This window comes from Moorena sp. SIO1G6 (assembly GCF_010672795.1).
GTDB classification, from domain to species: domain Bacteria; phylum Cyanobacteriota; class Cyanobacteriia; order Cyanobacteriales; family Coleofasciculaceae; genus Moorena; species Moorena producens.
The window spans coordinates 50398-73956 of the sequence record NZ_JAAHFZ010000006.1; the positions used below are offsets into that span (position 1 = coordinate 50398).

Sequence of the window (23559 nt, forward strand, 5' to 3'; positions counted from 1 at the left end):
CCATAATAGAGGTAAAAGTATGATTATTAAACGGTTGAAAGAAGCTGCCCATTCCTTTCCAAAACATACAGCACTTGTCTATAATGAGTCCCGAATTAGCTATGAGCAACTTGACTCCAAAGTTCAAGGATTAAGTGAGGGATTAAGTTCTCTAGAAATTGGTCAAGGTGATTGTGTCGCTTTTGTTTTACCCAACTGTCCTGAGTTTGTTTATAGCTTCTATGCTGTTGCTCAGTTACAGGGAATTGTTCTGCCCCTCAATCATTTATTCAAAGCCGAAGAACTGAGTTATTGTCTCAGTGATAGCAAGGCAAAAGCAGTAATTACTGACCTCAAGCGTGCCAAAATTTTTCAGGATATTATTGCAAATATTGACCGAAAAATTGAGTTAATTGTTGTGGATGGTGTTTATCCGGGAAGCCACTATCTCTACCATCTAATTCTGCCAGGAAAATCTCAACATCAAGAGTATTCAGAAAACGCTCTTTCTTCTGAGCTTCTGTATCAATATTCATCCGGATCAACGGGGAAACCAAAACGAATTGCACGCACCCAAGCGAGTCTTTACCATGAGGTTAAAAACTTCGCAGAAACCACCCAAATTCAGCCCTCAGACAAGATTCTTTGTGCAGTTCCGATGTATCATGCCCATGGGTTAGGAAATTGTCTCCTCGCAGCAACTTGTAATGGTGCAACCTTAGTTATTTTAGAACAGGTTTTGCAAAAGGATGGTACACCTGTTGAGGTTCCCTTTGTCTTCCGGTGTCCGCGAGTTTTTGAACTGATTGAAACGGAGAAGATTACAATCTTTCCAGCAGTGCCTTATATCTTCAAGGCTTTAGCAGAAACTCGAACAAAAACCTCGGTGAACCTATCTAGTTTGAGATTATGCTTTTCAGCCGGAAACTTCTTGTCCAAAGACATTTTCGATAAGTTTTGGCAGCGATTTAGGATTCCTATTCGACAGCTTTATGGCTGTACTGAGGCTGGCTCTGTGGCAATTAATTTAGAGGAAGACATCAACAAAATTTATCACTCTGTTGGGTTTCCGCTCAATAATGTTGAACTCAAAATTGTTAATGAAAGTGGGAATGAACAACCCATGGGAATGAGTGGAGAAGTTGTGATAAAAAGTCGTTCTCTAACCCAAGGTTATATTAATCAGCCAGAACTGAATCAACAAGCCTTTAAGGAGGGATGTTTCTATACAGGTGATTTAGGGAAAAAAGATGAGTGGGGTCGAGTGTATATTACCGGTCGCAAGAAGCTGCTCATTGATACCGGAGGTCGCAAAGTTGACCCGATAGAAGTAGAGGATATTTTGATGAATCATCCTCACGTTAAAGAAGCTGTTGTTGTCGGTGTAAAAGGGTCTTATGCTGGCGAGTTGGTTAAAGCTGTAATTGTCAAAAAAGGTCTAAAAAATTGTGAGTATCAAGAGATTCTTTCATTTTGTAAGCAGCGTCTAGCGGAGTTTAAAGTTCCAAAAATCATTGAATTCCGCCCAGAAATTCCCAAAAGTCCACTCGGAAAAATTATGAGAAAGGAATTAGTTTAAACCGATATCATCACAGTCCAAATACTGAAATTTTAAGGAGCCTAACACCATGATGACAACTACAACAATTCAAGAACAAGTTCAAGGGTTAGTTTTGGAAGTTATACCCGATGTGACCCTAGAAGATTTGCAATACGATGTAGATATCTTCAACTTGGGTCTAGATTCGATTAACACGATGACTCTAATTTCTAACTTGCAAGAGACTTTTGAAATTCAGTTAGATGTGAGTGAGATTAGTTTTGATAACTTTCAAAATATCTCAACAATTGTGGAGATGATTGAAGAAAAAAAAAGTTGTTAAATTTTTAAAATCTATCTAGGCTGCGAGTATTTTTTACTCCAGCCGCTTCCTCACCAACTCTCTGGACAGTATCTAGGCTCTGATATGTCACTCGAAACATTGAACAAAAAACAACATAAAACTTCTCCAGTTGCCAATAATTCAACTCAATCAGTGGCTGCTAAAAAGGAGCTATGGGAAGCAATTAGAACGGTCATTAGCTTACAAAATCAAGCTCCACCCTTAGTCTCTGTTTCCCGAGAAAATCCACTTCCTCTCTCTTTTCCTCAAGAGCGGTTATGGTTTTTACAACAGTTGGAACCAAGAAAAGCTGCTGCTTATAATATGCCGTTTGGGTTTCGCATTTCCGGCTCACTCAATCCATTGGCTTTAGAGCAAAGTCTGAATGAACTTATTCAACGTCACGAGGCTTTGCGAACGATTTTTACCTTAGTTGAAGGTCAACCCACTCAAGTCATTCACTCCTCTTTCTCCTTTAGTTTATCTGTAATTAATGTACAGAGCTTCCCTCAAAAACAACGGGAAAAGAAGGTAATGGAATTAGTGAAGGTAGATATTGAGCAACCGATTGAATTGACTCAACTGCCTCTGTTTCGAGGAAGACTTTTTAAACTTGATGAACAGGATTATTTTCTGTTACTGAATGTTCACCATATTATCGTCGATGCCTGGTCAAAAGGAGTTTTATTTCAGGAGTTAGCAACACTCTACGAAGCATTTTCTCTCGGTCAATCTTCACCCCTCCCAGAACTTCCAGTGCAGTATGCGGACTTTTCTGTTTGGCAACGTCAATGTATTCAAGGTGAGTTTAAAGAGACTTTGCTAAACTATTGGAAGCAACAACTTGGCAATAATTTACAAGCTTTAAAGCTGCCAACTGACCATCCTTATCCGACTAATCCTACCCATTCTAGTGCCTACAATAAACAGTTACTTTCTGTTGAACTCACGACTCAACTTAAAAGCTTCAGTCGAAAAGAAGGAGCAACGTTATTTGCAACGTTATTAGCTGCATTTAAGGTGCTATTATATCGCTACACTGACCAAGACGATTTTTTTGTGTGTAGTCCAATTGCGAATCGGAGTCGGAAAGAAACAAAGGGATTAATCGGTTACTTTGCGAATTTACTGATTCTACGGACACAGTTTAAAGTAAACCAAACTTTTCGGGAGTGTTTGAGTCAAGTTCGTCAGGTTGTCTCCGGAGGTTACGCTTATCAAGATTTACCCATTCAAGAAATTATTAACGCTCTAAATTTACTGCAAACCCCTATATCTAAGGTGATGTTTGCACTGCAAAATACAACAATTCATACCTTAAAATTACCAGGTTTAAATGTCGAAACATTCAATCTTGATAGCGGAACAGCGGATTTTTATCTCTATCTCTATCTGATTCAAGAAGGTGATACTTTGGCTGCTATATTCAAATACAATGCTGATTTATTTGAGGAAGCAACCATTGCTCAAATGCAGGAGAATTATCGTACTATTCTGGAAAACATTTTAATCAATCCAGAGCAGTCTATCTTGGATGTACTCCCTTTAAGCGCAACTGAACAGCAACAATTAGAGGAGAAACGAGCCAATCAATCTACATTCAAACCATCCAGGAATTCGTCTAAACCTGCTTATATTGCACCCCGCAATTCAACTCAACTCAAACTCGTTCAATTATGGAGTAAAGTATTAGGAATTGAATCCATTGGAATTCGAGATAACTTCTTTGATTTAGGTGGACAGTCCTTAATGGCGATGAGTTTGTTTACTCAAATTGAACAAACCTTTGGTAAAACTTTACCCTTGGTAACACTACTAAAATCTCCAACCATTGAACAACTGGCCGAAATTCTTGCTGAAAACGAATCTTCTCTCCCTTGGTCTTCATTAGTTCCACTTCAACCTCGTGGTTCTAAACCGCCTTTCTTCTGCATTCATGGACAACAAGGAAATGTGTTGAACTTACGAGAATTAGCCAAATCTATAGGTTCAGAGCAACCGTTTTATGGATTGCAAGCTAAAGGGTTAGATGGCAAACAAATGCCTGACTTTACAATCGAAGCAATGGCGGCTAATTATCTTAAAGAAATTCGCAGTGTTCAAGCCCATGGCCCCTATTTTATCGGAGGAAACTCTATGGGAGGTACGATTGCTTTTGAGACCGCACAACAACTTCAACAGCAAGGAGAAAAGGTGGCATTGCTGGTGATGTTTGACACTTTCAATAAAAGTGCTTTTCCTCGCCTTGTATTCCGAAACCAACACTACTTCAAATACTTATCCCAATTGGGACTATCCAAGTCACTATTTGAGGAACTCAAAGACGTTACTAAACGCCAACTGCAAGCCATCCTTTGCAAGCTTTATCTAGGTTTAGGAAAACCTTTACCTCATCATCTCAGTCGTGCTATCGTAGCTGAGGCGAATATGCAGGCAAAGTGGGCTTATTCACCACAGGTTTATTCCGGTAAAATTACCATGTTTCGGGCTAAAAAACCTGCTAAATTCAATAAGTTTTATTTACCGAATCAAGCAGATTGGGAAACTCGTGACCCTGAACAGGGCTGGGGTAATTTAGCAAGCGACAAATTAGAAATTTACGATGTACCGGGAGACCATTATTCAATTTTTGATCAACCGAATGTACAGGTCTTAGCTGAGACTTTAAAGGCTTGCTTAGGTTAGTCTCATTTTTCTTTGAATTAATGTTAACTAAAATCAGGTTTACTCTCAATACAGCAGGAGATTTTATAATGAATACAATGACTTATGATGTAGCAATTTGCGGTGGTGGTTTAGCGGGTTCAACTTTAGCTAGACAGTTGAAGTTAACAATGCCTGATCTTTCTATTATTGTCTTCGACCGTTTGGCTCGACCTCTACCTGAAGGTGCTTTTAAAGTTGGAGAATCAACGGTTGAAGTCGGTTCCTATTATCTTGCTGAAATACTTCAGTTTAGCGATAATTATTTTAAACTGAATCATATGCCAAAGTTGGGACTCCGTTTCTTCTTAGGTGATGCTCAAGGTAAATTTGAAGAACGTCCTGAACTCGGACTCTCTAAATTTCATTCCCCTTCCTCTTATCAAATTGACCGAGGTAAGTTTGAAAATGATCTGCGAAACTTAAACATCGAAGCAGGAATTGAATCTTTAGAAAATTGTAAGATTATTGATATTATACTATCTAAAAATAATCAAGAATTCCATGAAATTGTTTACACTCAAGATGACACGAAGCAAAAAAATATTATTAAAGCTAAATGGGTTATTGATGCGATGGGTCGTCGTCGATTTTTGCAGAAAAAACTGGGTTTAGCTCAACGGAATAGTTCTAAACATAGTGCGGTTTGGTTCTGGGTCAATGAACGGGTGGATGTCAGTGATTTTGTTCCCAAAAGTAACCAAAACTGGCATGAGCGTGTCCCTGGAAATCAACGATATTATTCAACTAATCACTTGTGTGGAAAAGGCTACTGGATTTGGATGATTCCGCTCCCCGGTAACTATACCAGTATTGGGATTGTCACTGATGAAACGGTTCATCCTTTCGGAGAACATAACACTGAGGAAAAAGCATTTAATTGGCTCCAAACCTATGAACCTACTTTAGCTAATCATCTTCAAGGGATTTCAACTCAAAAATTTATGAAGATGCCTCACTATAGCTATTCCTCTAAGCAAGTTTTCTCAAATAATCGTTGGGCTTGTGTTGGTGAAGCTGGGGTATTTCCCGATCCATTCTATTCTCCTGGCACTGACCTAATTGGATTTGGAAATTCTCTCGTCACTCAGATGATTGAAGCGGATTTGCAAGGCAAGTTAACTTCAGAAATAGTGGCGGAAGCAAATCGCTTTTTACTCACCTATTCCGAAGGGGTAAAAGATAATATTCACAAAGTTTACTCCTGCTTTGATCAAGATTTGGTCATGGCCATTAAGGTGATTTGGGATACCTTATCCGGCTGGGCATTTAGTGCGCCTCTGATGTTTAATTCGATTTTCCTTGACTCTGAAAAACGGGCAAAAATTCGTCAAGGTTCAGGTCAATTCTTTTTGTTAGCTCACCGGATGCAAAAGTTGTTTATAGACTGGGCAGAACTCTCGCAAAATCGGGGAACTTATGAGTATCTTGATTACTTAGAAATGGATTTCATCAAGCAATTGCGATCGCGTAATTTACAATCCAATAAAACTGAGCAGCAACTCATCGATGATCATATTGCTAGTTTAGAAATGTTTGAGGAACTTGCCCAGGTTATTTTTCGCATGGCACTTGAAGATACAATGCCTGAAAAATTAGCTGATTTTCCGGAGTCTGCCTGGTTAAATGCTTGGGCAATTAGCCTCAATGAACACCGATGGGAAAAGGATGGATTATTCCGCCCCAGAACTCAACCCCGTGACTTACATCCAATGACTCAACAGCTACGAAAAAAAATTCATTTTCCTTCAGTTGTCAAGCAACTTGTGACGGTTTAATGATTCACTTAAACTGAGCAATAATGTTGGTATTTAACTCACATTATTGCTCAACCAAAAATGACACATATCAGGAGTTTACTATGAAAAATTATACACAGTTAAAAACATCGGTCTGTATTCTCGGTTCTGGCCCTGCTGGTATTGTGCTCGGAAGTATTTTGCTGAGAAATGGGATAGACTGTATTATCATTGATAAATACAATCGTGAAGAAATTTATGCCAGAGGAAGAGCCGGAGTGATAGAAAGTACAACGGTTGAAATCCTCAGAAAAAATGACCTGGCGGATACCCTGCTCAAAAAGGCTTATACTCACGGTTCTTGTGAATTTCGCTATCCCGATAAAAGCCTAAATTTTGAATATGGAAACTTAAGTGGAGGAGATGTTCATTATGTTTATCCTCAAAGCGATCTCAACGATGATTTGATTGAAAAATATATCAAGGATGGCGGTAATTTACTCTTTCATCATGAAGGCAAAAAGATTATTCAAAGTGATGACAAAGTCGAAGTTGTATGTTCTGATTTAGATAATCAAACAACTGTAACGATTCAAGCGGATTTTGTAGCTGGATGTGATGGTTATCATGGCTTAGCTCGTCAATCTGTTGCCTCTGAAGCTGTAGACATTTACAGCAAACAATACAACTATCGCTGGTTAGCCATTTTAGCCTACGCTCCCCCTTCAGCCCAGCATACTCTTTATGGTGTACATCCAGATGGTTTTGCGGCTCATATGCTTCGCAATAGCAAGATTTCTCGTTATTACCTTCAAATTCCCAGCACCGATACTTTAGAAGATTGGTCAGATGAACGCATCTGGGCTAATTTACACCAGCGGCTTGCTAAAGAAGGATGCCCATTAAATGAAGGTGAAATCTTTCAAAAGCGTATTATGGAGCTGCGAAATTATGTGATGGAACCCATGGGTTATCAGCGATTATTATTAGCAGGAGATGCGGCTCATATTATTACCCCAATGGGTGGAAAAGGCTTAAATTTAGCGGTGCAAGATGCGGGAGTTTTAGCAGAAACACTGATTAGCTACTACCTCGAAAACCATGATATTTCTTATCTTGAGCGGTACTCCAAAATTCGCTTGCCCTACATCTGGCGTGCTCAAGAATTCTCTTACAGCTTGTTAACCATGCTGCACTCACCGGAAGGAGAAGATTTAGAAGATGTGCGTTTCCGACGCAAATTAAGTGAATCCAAACTGTCTCAACTTACAACTTCATTAACTTTTGCTAAAAATTTTGCCCGAAACTACGTTGGTATTGTATAATTTTTGGAATTCCTTGGAAGACCAGGAAATTTCAGACTATTACATTGTCAAAGTTTTTAGTAGGTATACCCATGAATCCTAAGACTAAGTCTACCGTATTTCACGTCGCTAGCTCATTTCTATTAACTTTGGGAATCAGTTTTCCCGCAGAAGCTCACTTTAGTTGGGATTTCCATCAGCATGAACAACAGGATTCTTCAAATGTTTCTTCTTTTACCATTCCGACCAATGCTACTGAAGCTTCAAATACTATTGAAATCACAGCAGATGGTGACACTCCAGTTGTATTACCTGATGTAGATCGTCCAGGGTTTTGGCTATTCAGTGACAACGCAGAGTTTGTTGAAATCGGTGACAATACTGATGGGCAATTAGCAGTCTTTGATTTCACTACCTTACCGGGTGGGCCACTCCCTCACTATCACACCCTTGAAGATGAGTTTGTCTACGTTCTTGATGGAGAAATCACCTATCAACTGGAAGATCAACTCTTTACGGCGACACCTGGAACCTTCATTTCTAAACCGAAAAATGTTCTCCACGCTTTTGTTAATGCAGGTGAACAACCTGCCCGTCACATAGAGTTTGTAATCCCAGCTGGAATTGATGGCCTATTTGAAGGGCTGGGTCAACCGGGAACCTCTGATAATCCACCTTTTCCTCAACTTCCAACCCCTGAATTAATAGAGGGTGGCTTCCAACTGTTGAGCGATTTTGGGGTGGTGGCACCTGACTCATTACTCATTACTCCCCCTCAATTTGGAATTACCCAAGAGGGTGATCCTGAACTTGTGGTTATTCGTCCGGGTGAAGCTGATGGAGAAGCGAGTGCGACACTGATTGTTAGTAATCCTGAAGATGACTCAACTGTTGCTGAAATTCCTGTTACCTTTGGGGATGGAGAACGAATTCAGAACGTAGAGATTACGGGTATTGAAGGTGTAGAAAATCAGAACTTTGAACTGACCTTAGTTGATCCGATTGATACCAGTATTGCACTCCTACAAAATAAAGCCCTTTTAACCTTGGGTGAGGATAATACTTACACCTTAATTGATGGGTATTCTCCGGATGATTTTCCTCTGTTACTCCCTGATCCGAATCCGAATTCTTTTTGGTTAGGTGGAAGTAATTATACACAGGTGGCTAACGTGAATCAAACGGAAGGACTGCTCTCATTATTCGATGTATTTATTCCCGAACAAAACTCAGGGCTTGAAGAATTATTAATAGCTCCAACTGATTTAGCACTCTACACGTTGGATGGAGAGCTAACTATTAATGTTGCCGATCAATCTTTTAGTGCTGATCCGAATACCTTTATTTACTTGCCAGAAGGAAGCAAGTACAGTTTTAGTAACTTGGGACAATTGTCCGCTCGCACTCTACTATTTACGGCTGATAATCCGTATAAATTAGAAAACTTTGTTAAAACATTTGGTGTTACAAATGATGAAGAGAATGTAAATATTCCTGAGCCTTCTTTGATTTCCGGTTTACTACTCATGGCTTGCAGTGCAGGCGCTCTGTTGAATAAAAATCGTAAATCATTAAATGAGAATATTAATTTTCGAGTCAAATTAATTTGATCAAGGTTTCCTGAGACCATTATAACAAACATTTATCTTGGAAATTTAGGGGGAATTAAATATTTTAAATTCCCCCTAAATAAACATACAAGCATGAGTCGTGTGTTTTCCAAACATGAGCAAGATAAACCAGGGTTTCCATTTCCCAGCACCGATACTTTAGAAGATTGCTCAGATGAACGCATCTGGAGTAATTTACACCAGCGGCTTGCTAAAAAAGGATGCCCATTAAATGAAGGTGAAATCTTTCAAAAGCATATTATGGAGCTGCGAAATTATGTGATGGAACCCATGGGTTATCAGCGATTATTATTAGTAGGAGATACGGCTCATATTATTCCCCCAATGGGTGGAAAAGGCTTAAATTTAGCGGTGCAAGATGCAGTAGTCCTAGCATAAACATTGATTAGCTACTAAGCTGTTGAGCATTTAAATGGTTGTTTTACTGTTCCCTATTCCCTGTTACCTGTTCCCTTTGAGCAATTTAGGTATCCCAATCTAAATGCTCAACAGCTTATCTCGAAAACAATGATATTTATTATCTTGAGCAGTACTCCGAAATTCGCTTGCCCTACATCTGGCGTGCTCAAGAATTCTCTTACAGCTTGTTAACCATGCTGCACTCACCACAAGGAGAAGATTTAGAAGATGTGCGTTTTCGACGCAAGTTAAGTGAATCCAAACTCTCTCAACTGACAACTTCATTAACTTTTGCTAAAAATGTTGCCCGGAACTACGTTGGTATTGTATAATATTTTAAATTCCTTGGAAGAGCAGGGAATTTCAGACCATTACATTGTCAAAATTTTTAGTAGGTATACCCATGAATTTCAAAACTAAGTCTACCGCATTTTACGTCGCTAGCTCATTTCTATTAACTTTGGGAATTAGTTTTCCCGCAGAAGCTCACTTTGGTTTTGATTTCCATCAGCATGGACAACAGAATTCCTCAACAGTAACATCTAGTTCGATTGATATCTCTGATTTTTTGAATGGCCCCATTCCCACGCCTATCACTGATTATTTAGCCGGGTTAGATGATACATCATCGACATCTTTATTCTACCAAGATTTAGAAACTGCATGGGTCGCAGGTGGACGAATTTCCTTTGTCGAAACAGGCGAGACCACTGATGAACAGTACACACTATTAGATGTCGTTGTTGTCCCTGGCGGTGGTACTCCATTACACTTCCATGAAGATGAAGCTGAGTGGTTTTTCATGCTGGATGGTACTTTAGAGTTTCAATTAGAAGACCAAACAGCACTGACACCATCTGAAACGCTTATTTTTGGCCCCCAAAATGGCAAGCACGCCTTCCGAAATCAGACATCAGATTTGGCGAGGCTACTCATTTATTATGAACCTACAGGAGTTGAAGACTTTTTCCGGGAAGTCGGTCAGCCCGTAACAGATCCATTTAATCAACCTCCTGTAAATCCTGAAGAACTTTTGGAAGCCGCCCCAGCAAACGGGCTTATATTTCCTAGCTCACTAGAGTTTGCCGGTAATCAATTCTTCACTGAGAAAGGGTCTTCTGTAGCAACAGTAGACGTAATCCGCACTGGTGCTGTTGAGGATATCGTTGGTGGTAGCATTTTTATAGGCACTGGAACTGAAATCCCAATTGAGTTTGGTATTGGCGAGAGTTTTCAAAGTATAGATATTCCCCTACCTGATGACATTAACACCATTGACTTATTCTTAAAAAATCCTACGGGTGGAGCTTTTATTGGTCTGCTAGCAGACCAGGCTATTATTAGCACAATATCAATCCCTGAGTCTTCTTTCCCTGTTGGTTTGTTAGCTTTTGGTGCAATAGGTGCAGGTTTAATGCTCAAAAATCGGAAGTCAAATCAATGGAATGTAGAACGTCATTTTATGTTTAATTCATCTAAAATAAAGTCTTATAAAACGGTATAAACATAATTTTAGCGTCAGACTTTTTTAATCTCAAAAATTAAAAATTGGAGTGGGAAAACATCCCGCTCTAGGACTTAAAATTGATAACTCAACTAGGACAAGGATAAATTTTTGATGAGCATCACTATCGATCAAATCTTTGATGAGGATTTTTATCTTTCTCAATATCCAGAAGTGGCTGATGCGATCGCAAATGGTACAGCCAAGAGTCCCATTGATCATTACCTAACAGTTGGTCAATATCAGGGTTATCTTCCCGGCAAACTTTTTAGCGATGTTTATGTTTTTGGAGATAGTTTTTCTGATGATGGGAATTTGTTTGAACTGACTAACGGTATTTTTCCAGAATTTCCAAATTTTGAAGGACGTTTTACCAATGGGATAATTTGGATTGAAACTTTAATCCCTGAGTTGGGTTTAGAGATCAATCCTGAAAATAATGTCGCCCATGGAGGTGCAACGACAGGAACCGATAATGTTCTCAATCCGAGAACAGATGTTTTACCCGATAACCTACTGCCTTTACCGGGAATCCAAACACAAATTGATGATTTTGTCGCCGAAAATCCCGTTGCCGATCCCGATGCACTTTATATGGTTTGGGGAGGAGGTAATGATTATGTGGGTTTAAGTTTAACGGAAGTTGATACACCCATTACCAACTTATTAACAACAATTGATAAGTTAGCCGATGCAGGGGCAAAAAATATTATGATACCTAATATTTTTGATTTAGGTGCAATTCCCCTTGCTGTTAATGGTTCTCCTGAAGTTCAGCAAAGACTGGCACAAGCTACCCGAGATCATAATGCGGCGTTGCAAATAGCTTTAGAAGAAGTTGAACAAAATTCAGACATCAATATTATTCAGGTTGATATGTATTCAGCCCTGAATCAAGCTATAGAAAATCCAGCTAACTTTGGCTTTTCTAATGTCACAGAGGCTTTTTTAGATACGAATGCAACCAATCCTGATGAATTTGTATTCTGGAATCCCATTCATCCTACTGTTCGTTCTCATAATTTATTTGCAAATCAGGCTCAGAAATCTCTTTCTGAGGTTTCTGAAGTGCTGAGTATTGTCAAAGCCACTCAAGAATATCCCCTTCAATCTGTACCCGAACCTTCAATTTTTAATTCCGGATTAGTGATTGTATTGGCATTCTTATTTGTGAGTAATAATTTATCAAAAAAAACAAGATAAATCATCCGGAATTAAGCTACAATGAATTGTAGTAATATAAAGATATTGAGAGGATAAAAACTTAAAACAAATCAAGCAAGATATAATTATTTTAAAACAATTAAATCTTGATGATTTCCTCTCAAGTTCACTGAACATTTCACTAATCAACCCAAGAGTCTTCAATGATTGAACTGTACACACACAATACCCCAAACGGTCACAAAATTTCTATTTGTTTGGAAGAACTTGAACTCCCTTACACTGTAAAGGATATAAATGTCTATGAAGGAGAACAATTTAAAGAAGAATTTGTTGCACTCAATCCTAATGCTAAAGTTCCAGTAATTGTAGATCAAGAAACTGGACAAACGGTATTTGAATCCTGTGCAATTTTACTCTATCTTGCAGATAAAACTGGACGGTTAGTACCGCAATCAACTCAAGGTCGTTGGGAAGCAATTCAATGGCTCTTTTTCCAAGCGGCTTCTATTGGGCCAATGTTCGGACAACGAGCACACTTTGCCTTGTTTGCTCCCGAAAAAATCCCTTACGCAATTGAACGCTATACCAAAGAAACTGAAAGGCTGTATGGTGTCCTTGAACAACGTTTGAAGCAGCAAAAATATCTCTGCGGTGATGAATACTCCATTGTAGATATTGCCCATTGGGGTTGGATTTATACTGCTAAACGTATGGGATTTAGCTTCGATCAGTTTTCCAGCTTAATCGCATGGCATGATCAAATTGCAGAACGTCCTGCGGTTCAGAAAGGAATTCAAGTTCCTGGGCCTATTCCTTTCTAAGTTCATCACAATAGATAGAGATGTCTGGTGCTATTTCAACAGAAATATTATGCATTCTGCAATTTTCTGATTCCAGACATCTTTCTTATCTCTCTCTAGATTTTTACTTTTACTCCCTTCAGATCCCCCTTATTGAGGCAGGGCTGTTTCATAGTTCGAATAAAATTTAACGGGTAGGGAGATAGGGATATTTTTATTAATAAAAATACTCTCTCCAGCACCCCAGCTCCCTTTCAACCGATTGACCTGTAAATTTATTCCTGAAAATGAAACAGCTCTGCCCTTATTGATGGTAGTTGAACTCGACTATTTAAAAACACTATTTATCAAAGAGCAAAAACCCTTCACTTTCTGATGCTCAACTGATTAGATTTTTTGTGACAACTGATGAAACTTAACTCAATAGTTTTTTTGTTGATTAAATTATCATATTTTGATGATGCTTTAAATCTCTCTCATGTCATTTTTTTAGAATCATAAAGCTAAACAATAGTAATTATGTTTTACCAAAACCGAAATCAAAAAGCTTCTAAAATTATTTTTTATATCAATCAAATAATCTTCAATATTTTAAAGTTTATGTATTCATTTTTTCAGTTTATTTTAGACCAACGTTCTATTCGTTATAGTCTATTGTGTGTACTCACAGTTTGGACAAGCTGGCTGATTATTATTGAACCAAGTCGAGCTATTTACAACCTGATTGAACATTGGGAATTTGCCTTCACAATGGTCTTTGGTTCCATGGTTGCAGGAGCGACAAGTATGGGAGGAGGCGCAGTTGCTTTTCCAGCTTTAACAAAGTGGCTTCACGTCTCTCCCCCCGATGCAAAACTCTTTTCTTTAGCCATTCAAAGTATTGGAATGAGTGCCGCATCTTTTACAATTGTGGCTATGAAAACTCCAGTAGAATGGAAGTTAATTCGTTGGGTGAGTTTAGGGGGAATTCCAGGTATTTTTATGGGAACAGCTTTTCTGGCTCCTTTACTTCCTCCCGAAGTCATAAAAATTTCATTTACAATGATGGTCAGCAGTTTTGCCCTCATTTTAATTCACTTAAATTTAACTAAGACTGAACGTAAATTTACGATTGAACACTGGGGTAAACGAGAAAAAATTTTATGTCTAGTCGTCGGAGTAATGGGCGGTATGATTAGTGGGTTAGTTGGGAGTGGAATGGATGTTTTTGCCTACTCTGTAATGGTGTTACTGTTTGGCTTATGTGAAAAAGTTAGCACTCCAACTTCAGTGATTTTGATGGCAATTAATGCCGTCATAGGCTTTTTAATTCATAACTTTATCCTGGGGGATTTTGTGACTCCCGTCAGTAATTATTGGTTAGCGGCGGTTCCAGTTGTGGTAGTGGGTGCGCCAACCGGAGCAATTCTTTGTAGTCTGATGAAACGCCAAATGGTGGTTGGGATTTTGATTAGTTTAATTGGAATTGAATTGCTGACTTCTTTACTGTTGATTCCGCTCACGACATCCGTAGTTTCGGCTGGATTTTTTGCCCTGATTTTATTTACTTCATTTTATTATCTGATGTATCGCACAAAACTGAGACGGGCTTAATAGAGTGATTCTAGGTTTTATCATTCTATTAAAATCATTCTATTATTCAGCAACGCCAGACCGCTTCCTATGAGATGCACCCCATGTAACCTTACCCTAGGGTTAACCACCCAAAAACTTGCTCAACTGTTAGTTCTAACTCTACTCCATTGAGAATCGGTAACGTAGAGGTTGCTGAAAAGATTTCCAATCGTTGAGTCTGATCAATCACGATAATACTTTCTTCTTCCGGATCAATTAACCATCCTAGTTCGGTTCCATGACGCAAACAGTGGATGAGTTTGCTCAGGACTTTGGTTTGTCTTTGGTCTGGGGAAAGAATTTCGATTGCCCAATCTGGATGTATTTCAAAGGGGTTGGCAATTTTGCCAGTTGGTTCAATGGGGATGTTTGCCCAACGAAATACTGTGATGTCGGGAATAATTGATTCACCCCCAAAGGTACAGCGCAGTTCCGGGAAAGCCTTGGCAATTTTGTTGGGATTAGCGACTTGATTGATAGCTTGACACAATTCAATCTGAAGCAGACTATGTTGGCCTTGTGGCATGGGCTTAACAGTGATTTCCCCATTGATAAATTCTGATCGGGGTTTGGTTTCTGGAAGTTTGAGGAACTCCTCTAAGGTTAGGGGTGGAGTGGCTGTGGTCATATAAGCTAGTCTTCATTTAAATTCTATTATTATCAGAGCAGGGGAGCAGGAATCGCATCCCTATTTCCTACTCCCTACTCCCTATTGAGTTGATTAATCGCATCAGCATAAGCCATTGCTGCTGTTTCCCACTTGGGCAAATTACTACTAATCGAAGCTAATTGTTTTTCTTTCAAGCCACCCATTACCTTCTCGGCTGCCTCCCTAGGCTGATCAGGATCAACGGTAATGATGGCAGACCCCCCCGCTTCCAGACCGGCTTGATTCCCTTGAGAGACGACGACGAAGCGACCAAATGATGCGGCTTCGGCAATGGGTAGTCCAAATCCCTCCCGGTCAGACAGAAACACTACCGCTGTTGCCTCTCGATACCATTGAGCCAAAATGCGATCGCTTATGTGGCCATGATACTGAACCCAAGGCAAGCTCTCAATTGACTTGAGGAATGCTTCACCGCTAGCTTGGGTGGAAGTATTCATCCCTCCCACTAAATGCAATTCCCAAGGTTCACCACTAAGCTCTCTGAGTTGAGTGGTTAATGCCACAGCTTCCGGTAAGCGCTTAGCAGCTGGGTCGATGCGACCTACCGATAACAAGAATGGTCCACTGGGAGCAGGAATTGAGACGGTTGGTAACTTAGCTAGGGGTGAGTCTACTCCATTGGGAATAGTTTTCAGCTTCTGTTGAAGCCTTGGGTTAGGACGAAAGTGTAGCAGGTCATTCTCGGTAGCTTTGCTAACCACGATAATCTGCTGGGCAAAACGAATCGAGGCATCGAGGTAGATTAGCGATCGCAAAGCCGTTTTTATGCGATCGCCATACTTATTAGCCGCTTTCCATTCATTGACATCATGAAGCACTGCAATAGTAGGTGGATGCCACGGCAGAACAATCGGGTTAGATAGCCAGACAAGAGCCTCTACTCCTGCTTGAGCACAATACCCATTCAAGCGAGTCGCCACCCAACCATACCGCTTTGCTGGGGAGTAATCCAGCGGTGGTAGGATATTAACACTATCTGCCAACTCCTGTAGGGTAGGGGTATTCTCAAACGCATTCGGAGAAGCCAAGATTTTCACCTTAGTGTCTCGGCTGAGCAGTTCCTCAACTAGAGGTGGTAGTAATCGATTTAGATACTGCCCAATGCCTAAGCGAGGACCAAGGTAATGGGCAATTAAAGCAACAGACATAGCTTATAGCACCGGAAACAGGGAACAGGGAATAGGGAATAGGGAGTAGTGGCGTAGGGTGCGTTAGGGACGGGGTCGCCCTAATTTTCCGCTCTACCGCCAGTGTTAGGATAGCCCGTCCCGTAACGCACCACCAGGTCAAGCAGCAAAAATGAGATGCACCCAGTAGGGAACAGGGAGTTGGGAACAAAAAATTTCACAATTAATTCATTTACTTACCCTATAGATGTTACCAGAATTACCAACTTAGCTAGAATACCACTGAATAAACCCAGAAATGAACAGGCATTTAGACAACTTTCAACTTTCAACTCCTAACTCCCAACTTTCAACTCCCAACTTTTAACTCCCTACTCCCAACTTTCAACTTTCAACTTTCAACTTTCAACTCCCAACTTTTAACTCCCTACTCCCAACAATGAACAAAATAATTGCCTGGTATAGATGGGCGATGCAAACAGGGCAACTACCATTTGCGATAATTTTAACCCTCACCATCTACCAACCCTTTGAAGACTTTTTTCTCAACTGGCTGCCCTTACCATCACCGTTAATCGGCTTAATACGTTTTGTTCCAGAAATTATCCTTTACATCCTAATGGTAAGGGTAATTTACCTGCGGCTATCCTCTGGTAAAGGTATACGAAAAACCCCCCTAGATATCCTAATTATTGCCTTTTTCATTGCTAGCATGATTTCCATTGTGGTTAACCATGCTGGAATTCCAGGCAGCATAAAAAACTTACGCACTAATTTTCGGTATATCTCCGTTTACTATACTGTTGTTAATATTGACATTTCTATCGAACAGCTTGCCACCTTATTAAAAAGTATTAGACTAGCCAGTTTAATCCAGGCCGGTATAGCCTCAATCCAATACTTCTTACCCGCCAGCATCAGTCAGAAACTATTCACCAGGCAAGTCATCCACTCCGGCACAATGGCTGCCAAAAATGCCAGCATTGGCACCTTTGGCGACAGTGCCATCCTCTCAGGATTCCTGATGTTAGCAATTTCAGTATTTATTAGCCATGTCTACACTCACTCTAGTCATATTATTCCCAACTTGAAAGATTCCGCTAGTATTTTAGTGCTCTATTTCGCTAACTTTGCTTCCAAAAAGCGAGCTGGACTGATGATATCGCTACTAATTCCTATTCTAGTCTTAATTCATCTCAACAGAAAAAGAGATACTGCCCTCATCCTCTGGTTTGCTACAGCACTTTTGATAACTGTAGTATTGATTTCTCCATTACTCAATCTTCAAACATCAGCCGCTTCAGTCTCTGACGACGGTGAAATACCTGATCTTACTTCCTATTTCTTCTCCATTTTTTCTCCAGATTACTGGCAACACAACTTAGAAGCTCAGCGGGGTTGGGCAGCCAAGACCATTGTTAATGGTTTGATGAATTCAGGAGGCTGGTTTGGCTTTGGTCCAGAGCCTGGTGCCTTACAAAGAGGAATAGAAAATTCCGTGATTCTCTCCCCAGATGAACAACGGCATTTATCCTGGCATGTGGAACTCCTGGAAGATGCCTACTGGTTTGCCTTCCTGGGGTATTTTGGAATTGTTGGTTTGGGGATTTTTTGGCTAATCTTGCTACGGCTTTACCAAACCTCTCAATCTCTAATTAAATCCTCTTCATCCCTGGAATACAAATCCCTTGGGGTGATGCTTTGTACTATAATTATTGTTTCTTTTTTGTACACCTTTGTGGAACGGACATTTAAACTGCGACCCTTTAGTTTTTATTTTTGGTTACTGGCTGGACTAGTAGTTAATTCCTGGTCTGTTCAACAAGAGAATAGGGAATCGGGAATCGGGAATCGGGAATCGCGAATCGGGAACAGGCAAAAGGAGTAGGGTGCGTTAGGGGCGGCATTACCATCATATCCAACTTTGTAGCCAGTAGCCCCGTAACGCACCACTTTTTAAGGAAAAAGGCAAAATGCAAAAGAGAACAGTATCAAAAAAAGACAAGCATTTTTTTTGCTATGCTGAATCCTTAGTGCTGATATACTTATCATCATACTGTTGGCAATTCCCCAATCACCCTATCACCCCATCAGCCCATCATGATTGATCATCAACCCAGAGTGGAACAGATATTTGTAGTGGGAAACTCCCGTAGTGGAACTACTCTGATGGGTCTAATATTGGGATTAAATTCAGAGGTTTTCACCTTTGAGGAACTCCATTTTTTTGGGCAGTTATGGTCCGACCAGCATCGGGACTCTTACCTGACTCAGGCAGAAGCAGAACAGCTAGCCGCTCGCCTCTTATCAATTCAGCATAGTGATGTTCTGCGTCCAGGAGATCCCAGTGACTTTAGTGAAGAAGCCAAAGTAATTATTTCCCAGCTTCCGGAGCAAAGGCTGACCTCTGGGGATGTCTTTAAGGTATTTCTGGAATACAAAGCTGGCAAAAACGGTAAGAAGATTCCTTGTGAACAAACTCCGCGCAATGTCTTATATATAGCTGAAATTCTCGAACTTTATCCCGAAAGCCGGATTATTCATATGGTTCGTGACCCCCGAGACGTACTGCTTTCACAAAAATATAAGTGGCGAATCAAATTCCTGGGTGCCAATAATATTCCCTATCGAGAAGCCTTCCGGTCTTGGTGCAATTATCATCCCTTTACCATCTCAAAACTTTGGAATGCCTCGATTAACGCTGCTGAAAAATTTGCCAATCATCCCCGATGTCGTACGGTGAGATTTGAAGATTTGGTCACAAATCCAGAGCAGACCGTGGAAGAGATTTGCCAGTTTCTAGGTCTGGAGTTCCAAGCTCAAATGTTGGACGTTCCTCAAAATGAGGGCGGTGTCTCATCCCATAAGCAAATTACACCAAAACGTCGAGGGATTGATCCCAATACCACTGGAAAATGGCGGCGTGGGGGACTTTCTGTGACAGAGATTCATATTTGCCAGCAAGTAACCTATACTAACATGCTCAACCATGGTTACTCCTATGCTTCGATTGAGCCCAACCCCTTGATGTTAGCATTAAGCTGGGCATTTTTACCGGTAAAATTGACCCTAGCCTTGTTAATGAATCTTCACCGAACCCGAAACATTGTAGAAGCGATTCGCAGACGCTTGTAGATCGTAGCATCTCATATTTGAAAATTTTGCGTAGGGTGCGTAGGGTGCGTTAGGGGGGGATTGCCATCATATTCAACTTCGTAGCCAGTAGCCCCGTAACGCACCACCGAAGGGTTTGCCCTCATTTTTACGGTAGCCAGCGTTAGGTTGCTGCCCATAACGCACCACCGTATCAAACAGCAAAAGCGATGCAGCGCGGTCTTGGGGAGGCAGCGCGGTCTTGGGGGTTTCCCCCATGAGCGACTGCATCAAGACAATGAGATGCACCCAACCGGATTTGGTCATGGTGATACCGATAGGAGATGTTTAATACCTTTAATAAAGACTTGAAAACTGTGGGATCTATTGTCAGTTAAGGATAAATGGGGTGCAATTTTTTTAGAATGAATTCCTGGATAGTATTCCTCAACTAAACGTTTAAGCTCTTGTTTGGCAGAGTTAAGCTGATCGGGGTTACGATATTTCTTTTTACTTTGTTGTTTACTGAGGCTATTAGGTTTCATGTGATAGGCTTTTTCGACTGCCGCCAAATTTCCTAAGAACCAGGATTCTAATTCATGACAGATGATCCGAATCATCACATTATTGGATTTTCCGGCAGTTTGACAAATTTCTAATAGTTCGGATTTGAGTTTTTGGCAATCATGGGAGTTTTGGTCATGGACGATAATAAATCTAGTGTCAGGACTATATTGAAAGGCTTTAATTTTATTTGGAATAGATTTACATAAGTCCTGTTTGCCTTGGTGGGGGATACAAATATAGGTGATTTGATCGGGGATAATTTTCGGTAGGAGTTGCTCTAAAACATTTTTCATGGAGGGTTCTTCTAGCAGAAAAATTAGCTTATCAATCATTAGGGGGCAACTCCTTTAAACCAGCCTTGATTCCAGAGATAGCCGGGTAAGTCTCCAGCTTCGACTAGATTGACAAGGGTTGGATTATCTTTAGCCCTTGAAAATTTGGTGATCCCATGTTCTTTGGTCAGCCAAAAGATGCTCTCCAGGGGAACGGCATTTAAAAAGTCAGGGGAGTGGGTAGAGACAAAGACCTGGCCACCACGATGGGCATAGCTGGCAAATTCTTCGGCGAGTTCATGTAAAAGGCTGGGGTAAAGTTGGTTTTCGGGTTCTTCGACACAGAGCAGGGGGTGAGGTTTAGGATCGAAGAGCAATATTAAATAGGCAAACATTTTCATGGTGCCATCGGAAACATAGCGATCGATAAAGGGGTCTTTAAAGGCTTGATCTTGAAATTTTAGGATTAGTCTGCCGTCTTCGGTGTTTTTGGCTTCTACTTTGGAAATGCCGGGGACTCGTTGTTGCATGCGCTGGAGAATTTTATCGAATATATCGGGGTGTTCTTGATAGATGTATTGGGCTACTACTGCCATATTATCTCCTGTGGGGGAGAGGTGTTCAGCATAGAGTGCGTCTTTGCTGCCTCTAGCTTCATTGATATGAAAGTCGGAAACATGCCAGTTTTCGATCAGGGAACGAAAGGCACTGGCGGCTTTGAAGCGTTGGAATTGTCCTAAGCCTTTTATGGCTAAAATGTCGCTGGATTCAAGTTGTTGTTCTTCCCTTTCTAGTTCTGTGTCAGCTTGTTCAAAGTTTTCTTCGTTAATAATAGCGAATCCTTTTCCTTCTCGAAAGTCTAGGAAATGAAAAGGTTTACCGTGTTCGCCACGTTTATAACGCAGAATTTCTCGTTTTATGAACGGTCGTCTTTTGTCTTGTCCAATGATCAGAATATAGGTAACCAGGCGCTGAGTTCCCAGAATTTTCATACGGAACTGCAGTTCTATTTCGATATATTCTTGCTCTTTTTCTCGGGTGATAACTTCATTGAAACCGCCACGAACTTGGAGAGCTTGACGAATATTATTTTTGAGAGCATCGTGGATAAAACCAAATATGTCAAATAGGGTTGATTTACCGGTTCCATTGGCACCAACTACAACAAAAAATGCGGGAATATTTTTTATTTCCAGGTTTTCAAATACACGATAGTTTTTAATTTTTATGGTAAGGATTTTCATACTCTTTAATTTACCTAAACAAACATGTAAGGAGCATCCATCCCTAACTAATCACAAAATCCCCTCGATCGTGGCATCAATTTCTACCAAATTGCGATCCACTTGCTTTAACTCCGCCGCCACTACTGCTAGATTAATCTCCGCTCACTGTTCCCAAGTCTGGCATACAGCCATTACAGCCCAATCAGGTTCTCAAGGCGGCGTTGCTTAATAATGGAATGATTTTAAGAGTTTCGTGGAACAGGCATCTTGCCTGTTTCTGATATTTTCACCCCAGGTAGGATGCCCACCCCACTCATATTCATTCCTTGATTCAGCAATGCCCTGTTTTTCGTGAGCACTAACCCACACTTGGATCTGTCTATGGTGCTTCAGGATAGTCTATCCTGTGATCGGAGGGGATCAATTTACCTAATTACAAAGGTAACATACTCCCTAGTCAGACGCCTAAGTCTGTTAACTGTTAAAATATAACTAATTATCAGCTGAATTAATCAGGGAAAAAGAATCATGAATATCCTGATTTCTGCTTATGGCTGTTCCCCAGTAAGAGGGTCTGAATATGGTATAGGTTGGAATGTCGTAAAACAAATAGCTAAGGACCATAGCCATAAGTGTTGGGTGCTCACTAACATAACTGATCAATCTCAGATTGAACAGGAATTGGCTAATTCACCTTTAGACAATGTTACCTTTATCTTTGTAGCAATGTCTGAAGGGTCTCGTAATTCAGGATTATCCCATTATTTGTACTATATCGCCTGGCAGATTAGAGCATTTTTTGTGGCGAAAAAACTCCAGGGGCAAATTGGCTTTGATTTAGTTCACCATGTCACCTATCAAAATTCCTGGTTGCCCACATGGATAGGCTGGTTAGGTGTGCCCTTGATTTGGAATGGTGGCGCTAAAGATAAAATTCCTTCGGTACTCTTGAACACATTATCCCTACAATCGGCCATGATGGAACGGATTCGGATGGTGTCGATGAATCTTCTAGGTGGCTTTACCCAGTGGTGTGTCGCTTCTCGCGCTCAATTAATTCTATCTCGGGAAGCGAGCCAATGGTCAGACAATTTACCAGTTAAAGCTTTTCCTCCCTTTGGTCTTAATCAAAAGGATATTGAAAGATTAGCTCAACTCCCCCAGCGCCAAGACGAACCCTTTCGAGTAGTTAGTATTGGCCGATTTTTGGGTTGGAAAGGGTTTGCATTGGGCATCCGTGCCTTTGCCCAGTTCCATCGTGAACGGCCTACTAGTGAATACTGGCTGATTGGTGATGGTCCTGAAAAGGAGAGGCTAGAGAAATTGGCCAAGGACCTTGGATGCGGTGATGCTGTACGTTTTTGGGGGAAGCTTTCCCGTGATCAGGTGTTACAACGGATGGCAGAGGTGGACGTGTTAATGCATCCGAGTTTCCATGATCATTGGCCGACGGTGGTGTTGGAAGCAATGGCGTCTGCTAGACCTGTAGTTTGTCTCGATATTGGTGGACCCTCGTTGATGGTTCAAGAAGACTGGGGAATTAAAGTGCCTGTCGATAACCTATCCCAAGTGATCAATGATTTAGATCAAGCACTGTTGCAGTTAGCAACTAATGGGGAAAAACGCATATCTATGGGACTAAAAGGACGAGTGATAGTTTCAGAGAATTGGTCATGGGAGATAATCGGTGAACAAATGTTGAATCTATATCAGGAAGTCATCAATTCGTAAGCATTCAGCTATCAGCTTAAGCGCTACGCGCACGCTACGCGAACAGCTATCAGCTATTAGCTATCAGCTATCAGCTATCAGCTATCAGCTATCAGGCATTAGCCTTGGCCAATGGCCACGCTACTTGAGGTGAAGTCACAGGCTAGAAGC

General features: G+C 40.7%; 20 protein-coding genes. 15 read left to right on the forward strand and 5 right to left on the reverse strand.

Annotated features, from left to right (window positions below):
• Positions 1-19: 19 nt before the first annotated feature.
• The 12 genes from F6K63_RS07620 (at position 20) to F6K63_RS07675 (ending at position 14702) form a co-directional block, all read left to right on the forward strand.
• Positions 20-1558 (forward strand): class I adenylate-forming enzyme family protein, encoded by a 1539-nt coding sequence (locus tag F6K63_RS07620; RefSeq protein ID WP_008188546.1) that lies wholly within the window; start codon positions 20-22, stop codon positions 1556-1558.
• A 49-nt stretch (positions 1559-1607) separates the two neighbouring features.
• On the forward strand, positions 1608-1862 hold the full coding sequence (locus tag F6K63_RS07625; protein ID WP_131827248.1) for an acyl carrier protein: 255 nt from the start codon (positions 1608-1610) through the stop codon (positions 1860-1862).
• Positions 1863-1946: 84 nt separating this feature from the next.
• The gene (locus tag F6K63_RS07630) at positions 1947-4547 is read left to right on the forward strand and encodes a condensation domain-containing protein (protein WP_008188544.1); all 2601 of its coding nucleotides are present in this window, start codon (positions 1947-1949) and stop codon (positions 4545-4547) included.
• A gap of 68 nt (positions 4548-4615) precedes the next feature.
• Positions 4616-6343: an NAD(P)/FAD-dependent oxidoreductase gene (locus F6K63_RS07635; protein WP_044494878.1), complete on the forward strand. Its 1728-nt coding sequence runs from the start codon at positions 4616-4618 to the stop codon at positions 6341-6343.
• A gap of 83 nt (positions 6344-6426) precedes the next feature.
• The gene (locus F6K63_RS07640; protein WP_287311502.1) at positions 6427-7629 is read left to right on the forward strand and encodes a 4-hydroxybenzoate 3-monooxygenase; all 1203 of its coding nucleotides are present in this window, start codon (positions 6427-6429) and stop codon (positions 7627-7629) included.
• A 128-nt stretch (positions 7630-7757) separates the two neighbouring features.
• The gene (locus tag F6K63_RS07645; protein ID WP_287311504.1) at positions 7758-9218 is read left to right on the forward strand and encodes a cupin domain-containing protein; all 1461 of its coding nucleotides are present in this window, start codon (positions 7758-7760) and stop codon (positions 9216-9218) included.
• A 93-nt stretch (positions 9219-9311) separates the two neighbouring features.
• On the forward strand, positions 9312-9617 hold the full coding sequence (locus F6K63_RS07650) for an FAD-dependent monooxygenase (protein WP_287311505.1): 306 nt from the start codon (positions 9312-9314) through the stop codon (positions 9615-9617).
• 215 nt (positions 9618-9832) lie between these two features.
• Entirely contained in the window at positions 9833-9970 is a 138-nt protein-coding gene (locus tag F6K63_RS07655) for a hypothetical protein (protein ID WP_287311507.1), read from the forward strand.
• Positions 9971-10041: 71 nt separating this feature from the next.
• The gene (locus F6K63_RS07660; RefSeq protein WP_287311509.1) at positions 10042-11142 is read left to right on the forward strand and encodes a cupin domain-containing protein; all 1101 of its coding nucleotides are present in this window, start codon (positions 10042-10044) and stop codon (positions 11140-11142) included.
• Positions 11143-11256: 114 nt separating this feature from the next.
• Positions 11257-12345, forward strand: coding sequence for an SGNH/GDSL hydrolase family protein (locus tag F6K63_RS07665; protein ID WP_287311511.1), 1089 nt, complete (start codon positions 11257-11259; stop codon positions 12343-12345).
• A gap of 164 nt (positions 12346-12509) precedes the next feature.
• Positions 12510-13130, forward strand: a complete 621-nt coding sequence (locus tag F6K63_RS07670; RefSeq protein WP_287311513.1) for a glutathione S-transferase family protein — start codon at positions 12510-12512, stop codon at positions 13128-13130.
• 498 nt (positions 13131-13628) lie between these two features.
• Positions 13629-14702 carry a sulfite exporter TauE/SafE family protein gene (locus F6K63_RS07675; protein WP_287311515.1) on the forward strand — a complete coding sequence of 358 codons (1074 nt, stop codon included), beginning with the start codon at positions 13629-13631 and terminating at the stop codon, positions 14700-14702.
• Between the two features lie 91 nt (positions 14703-14793).
• Here F6K63_RS07675 and F6K63_RS07680 read toward each other — a convergent pair whose 3' ends face one another.
• Together F6K63_RS07680 and F6K63_RS07685 are read right to left on the reverse strand one after the other, a co-directional pair.
• On the reverse strand, positions 14794-15351 hold the full coding sequence (locus F6K63_RS07680) for a Uma2 family endonuclease (RefSeq protein ID WP_287254121.1): 558 nt from the start codon (positions 15349-15351) through the stop codon (positions 14794-14796).
• A gap of 74 nt (positions 15352-15425) precedes the next feature.
• Positions 15426-16541, reverse strand: a complete 1116-nt coding sequence (locus tag F6K63_RS07685; RefSeq protein WP_287311516.1) for a glycosyltransferase — start codon at positions 16539-16541, stop codon at positions 15426-15428.
• A gap of 418 nt (positions 16542-16959) precedes the next feature.
• Between F6K63_RS07685 and F6K63_RS07690 the strand changes: the two genes are divergently transcribed.
• Positions 16960-18408 (forward strand): hypothetical protein, encoded by a 1449-nt coding sequence (locus F6K63_RS07690; protein WP_287311518.1) that lies wholly within the window; start codon positions 16960-16962, stop codon positions 18406-18408.
• A gap of 212 nt (positions 18409-18620) precedes the next feature.
• Entirely contained in the window at positions 18621-19655 is a 1035-nt protein-coding gene (locus tag F6K63_RS07695; RefSeq protein WP_287311520.1) for a sulfotransferase family protein, read from the forward strand.
• Positions 19656-19727: 72 nt separating this feature from the next.
• Here the strand turns inward: F6K63_RS07695 and F6K63_RS07700 are convergent, their stop codons facing one another.
• The 3 genes from F6K63_RS07700 to F6K63_RS07710 are packed head-to-tail and all read right to left on the reverse strand — an operon-like array spanning position 19728 to position 21696.
• On the reverse strand, positions 19728-19892 hold the full coding sequence (locus F6K63_RS07700) for a hypothetical protein (protein ID WP_158026392.1): 165 nt from the start codon (positions 19890-19892) through the stop codon (positions 19728-19730).
• Positions 19893-19936: 44 nt separating this feature from the next.
• Positions 19937-20512, reverse strand: a complete 576-nt coding sequence (locus tag F6K63_RS07705) for a DUF4276 family protein (RefSeq protein WP_287311523.1) — start codon at positions 20510-20512, stop codon at positions 19937-19939.
• The gene (locus tag F6K63_RS07710; RefSeq protein WP_287311526.1) at positions 20512-21696 is read right to left on the reverse strand and encodes an AAA family ATPase; all 1185 of its coding nucleotides are present in this window, start codon (positions 21694-21696) and stop codon (positions 20512-20514) included. Before F6K63_RS07710 ends, F6K63_RS07705 begins: the two co-directional genes overlap by 1 nt.
• A gap of 510 nt (positions 21697-22206) precedes the next feature.
• Between F6K63_RS07710 and F6K63_RS07715 the strand changes: the two genes are divergently transcribed.
• Complete coding sequence (locus F6K63_RS07715; protein WP_287311528.1) at positions 22207-23409, forward strand: glycosyltransferase family 4 protein; 1203 nt, start codon at positions 22207-22209, stop codon at positions 23407-23409.
• Positions 23410-23559: the final 150 nt, after the last annotated feature.

Excerpts from the sequence above, each read along its gene's own strand:
- F6K63_RS07620 (WP_008188546.1), top strand. The coding sequence starts at position 20 with ATGATTATTAAACGGTTGAAAGAAGCTGCCCATTCCTTTCCAAAACAT.
- F6K63_RS07625 (WP_131827248.1), top strand. The coding sequence starts at position 1,608 with ATGATGACAACTACAACAATTCAAGAACAAGTTCAAGGGTTAGTTTTG.
- F6K63_RS07630 (WP_008188544.1), top strand. The coding sequence starts at position 1,947 with ATGTCACTCGAAACATTGAACAAAAAACAACATAAAACTTCTCCAGTT.
- F6K63_RS07635 (WP_044494878.1), top strand. The coding sequence starts at position 4,616 with ATGAATACAATGACTTATGATGTAGCAATTTGCGGTGGTGGTTTAGCG.
- F6K63_RS07640 (WP_287311502.1), top strand. The coding sequence starts at position 6,427 with ATGAAAAATTATACACAGTTAAAAACATCGGTCTGTATTCTCGGTTCT.
- F6K63_RS07650 (WP_287311505.1), top strand. The coding sequence starts at position 9,312 with ATGAGTCGTGTGTTTTCCAAACATGAGCAAGATAAACCAGGGTTTCCA.
- F6K63_RS07655 (WP_287311507.1), top strand. The coding sequence starts at position 9,833 with ATGCTGCACTCACCACAAGGAGAAGATTTAGAAGATGTGCGTTTTCGA.
- F6K63_RS07660 (WP_287311509.1), top strand. The coding sequence starts at position 10,042 with ATGAATTTCAAAACTAAGTCTACCGCATTTTACGTCGCTAGCTCATTT.
- F6K63_RS07665 (WP_287311511.1), top strand. The coding sequence starts at position 11,257 with ATGAGCATCACTATCGATCAAATCTTTGATGAGGATTTTTATCTTTCT.
- F6K63_RS07670 (WP_287311513.1), top strand. The coding sequence starts at position 12,510 with ATGATTGAACTGTACACACACAATACCCCAAACGGTCACAAAATTTCT.
- F6K63_RS07675 (WP_287311515.1), top strand. The coding sequence starts at position 13,629 with ATGTTTTACCAAAACCGAAATCAAAAAGCTTCTAAAATTATTTTTTAT.
- F6K63_RS07680 (WP_287254121.1), bottom strand. The coding sequence starts at position 15,351 with ATGACCACAGCCACTCCACCCCTAACCTTAGAGGAGTTCCTCAAACTT.
- F6K63_RS07685 (WP_287311516.1), bottom strand. The coding sequence starts at position 16,541 with ATGTCTGTTGCTTTAATTGCCCATTACCTTGGTCCTCGCTTAGGCATT.
- F6K63_RS07690 (WP_287311518.1), top strand. The coding sequence starts at position 16,960 with ATGAACAAAATAATTGCCTGGTATAGATGGGCGATGCAAACAGGGCAA.
- F6K63_RS07695 (WP_287311520.1), top strand. The coding sequence starts at position 18,621 with ATGATTGATCATCAACCCAGAGTGGAACAGATATTTGTAGTGGGAAAC.
- F6K63_RS07700 (WP_158026392.1), bottom strand. The coding sequence starts at position 19,892 with ATGGGGGAAACCCCCAAGACCGCGCTGCCTCCCCAAGACCGCGCTGCA.
- F6K63_RS07705 (WP_287311523.1), bottom strand. The coding sequence starts at position 20,512 with ATGATTGATAAGCTAATTTTTCTGCTAGAAGAACCCTCCATGAAAAAT.
- F6K63_RS07710 (WP_287311526.1), bottom strand. The coding sequence starts at position 21,696 with ATGAAAATCCTTACCATAAAAATTAAAAACTATCGTGTATTTGAAAAC.
- F6K63_RS07715 (WP_287311528.1), top strand. The coding sequence starts at position 22,207 with ATGAATATCCTGATTTCTGCTTATGGCTGTTCCCCAGTAAGAGGGTCT.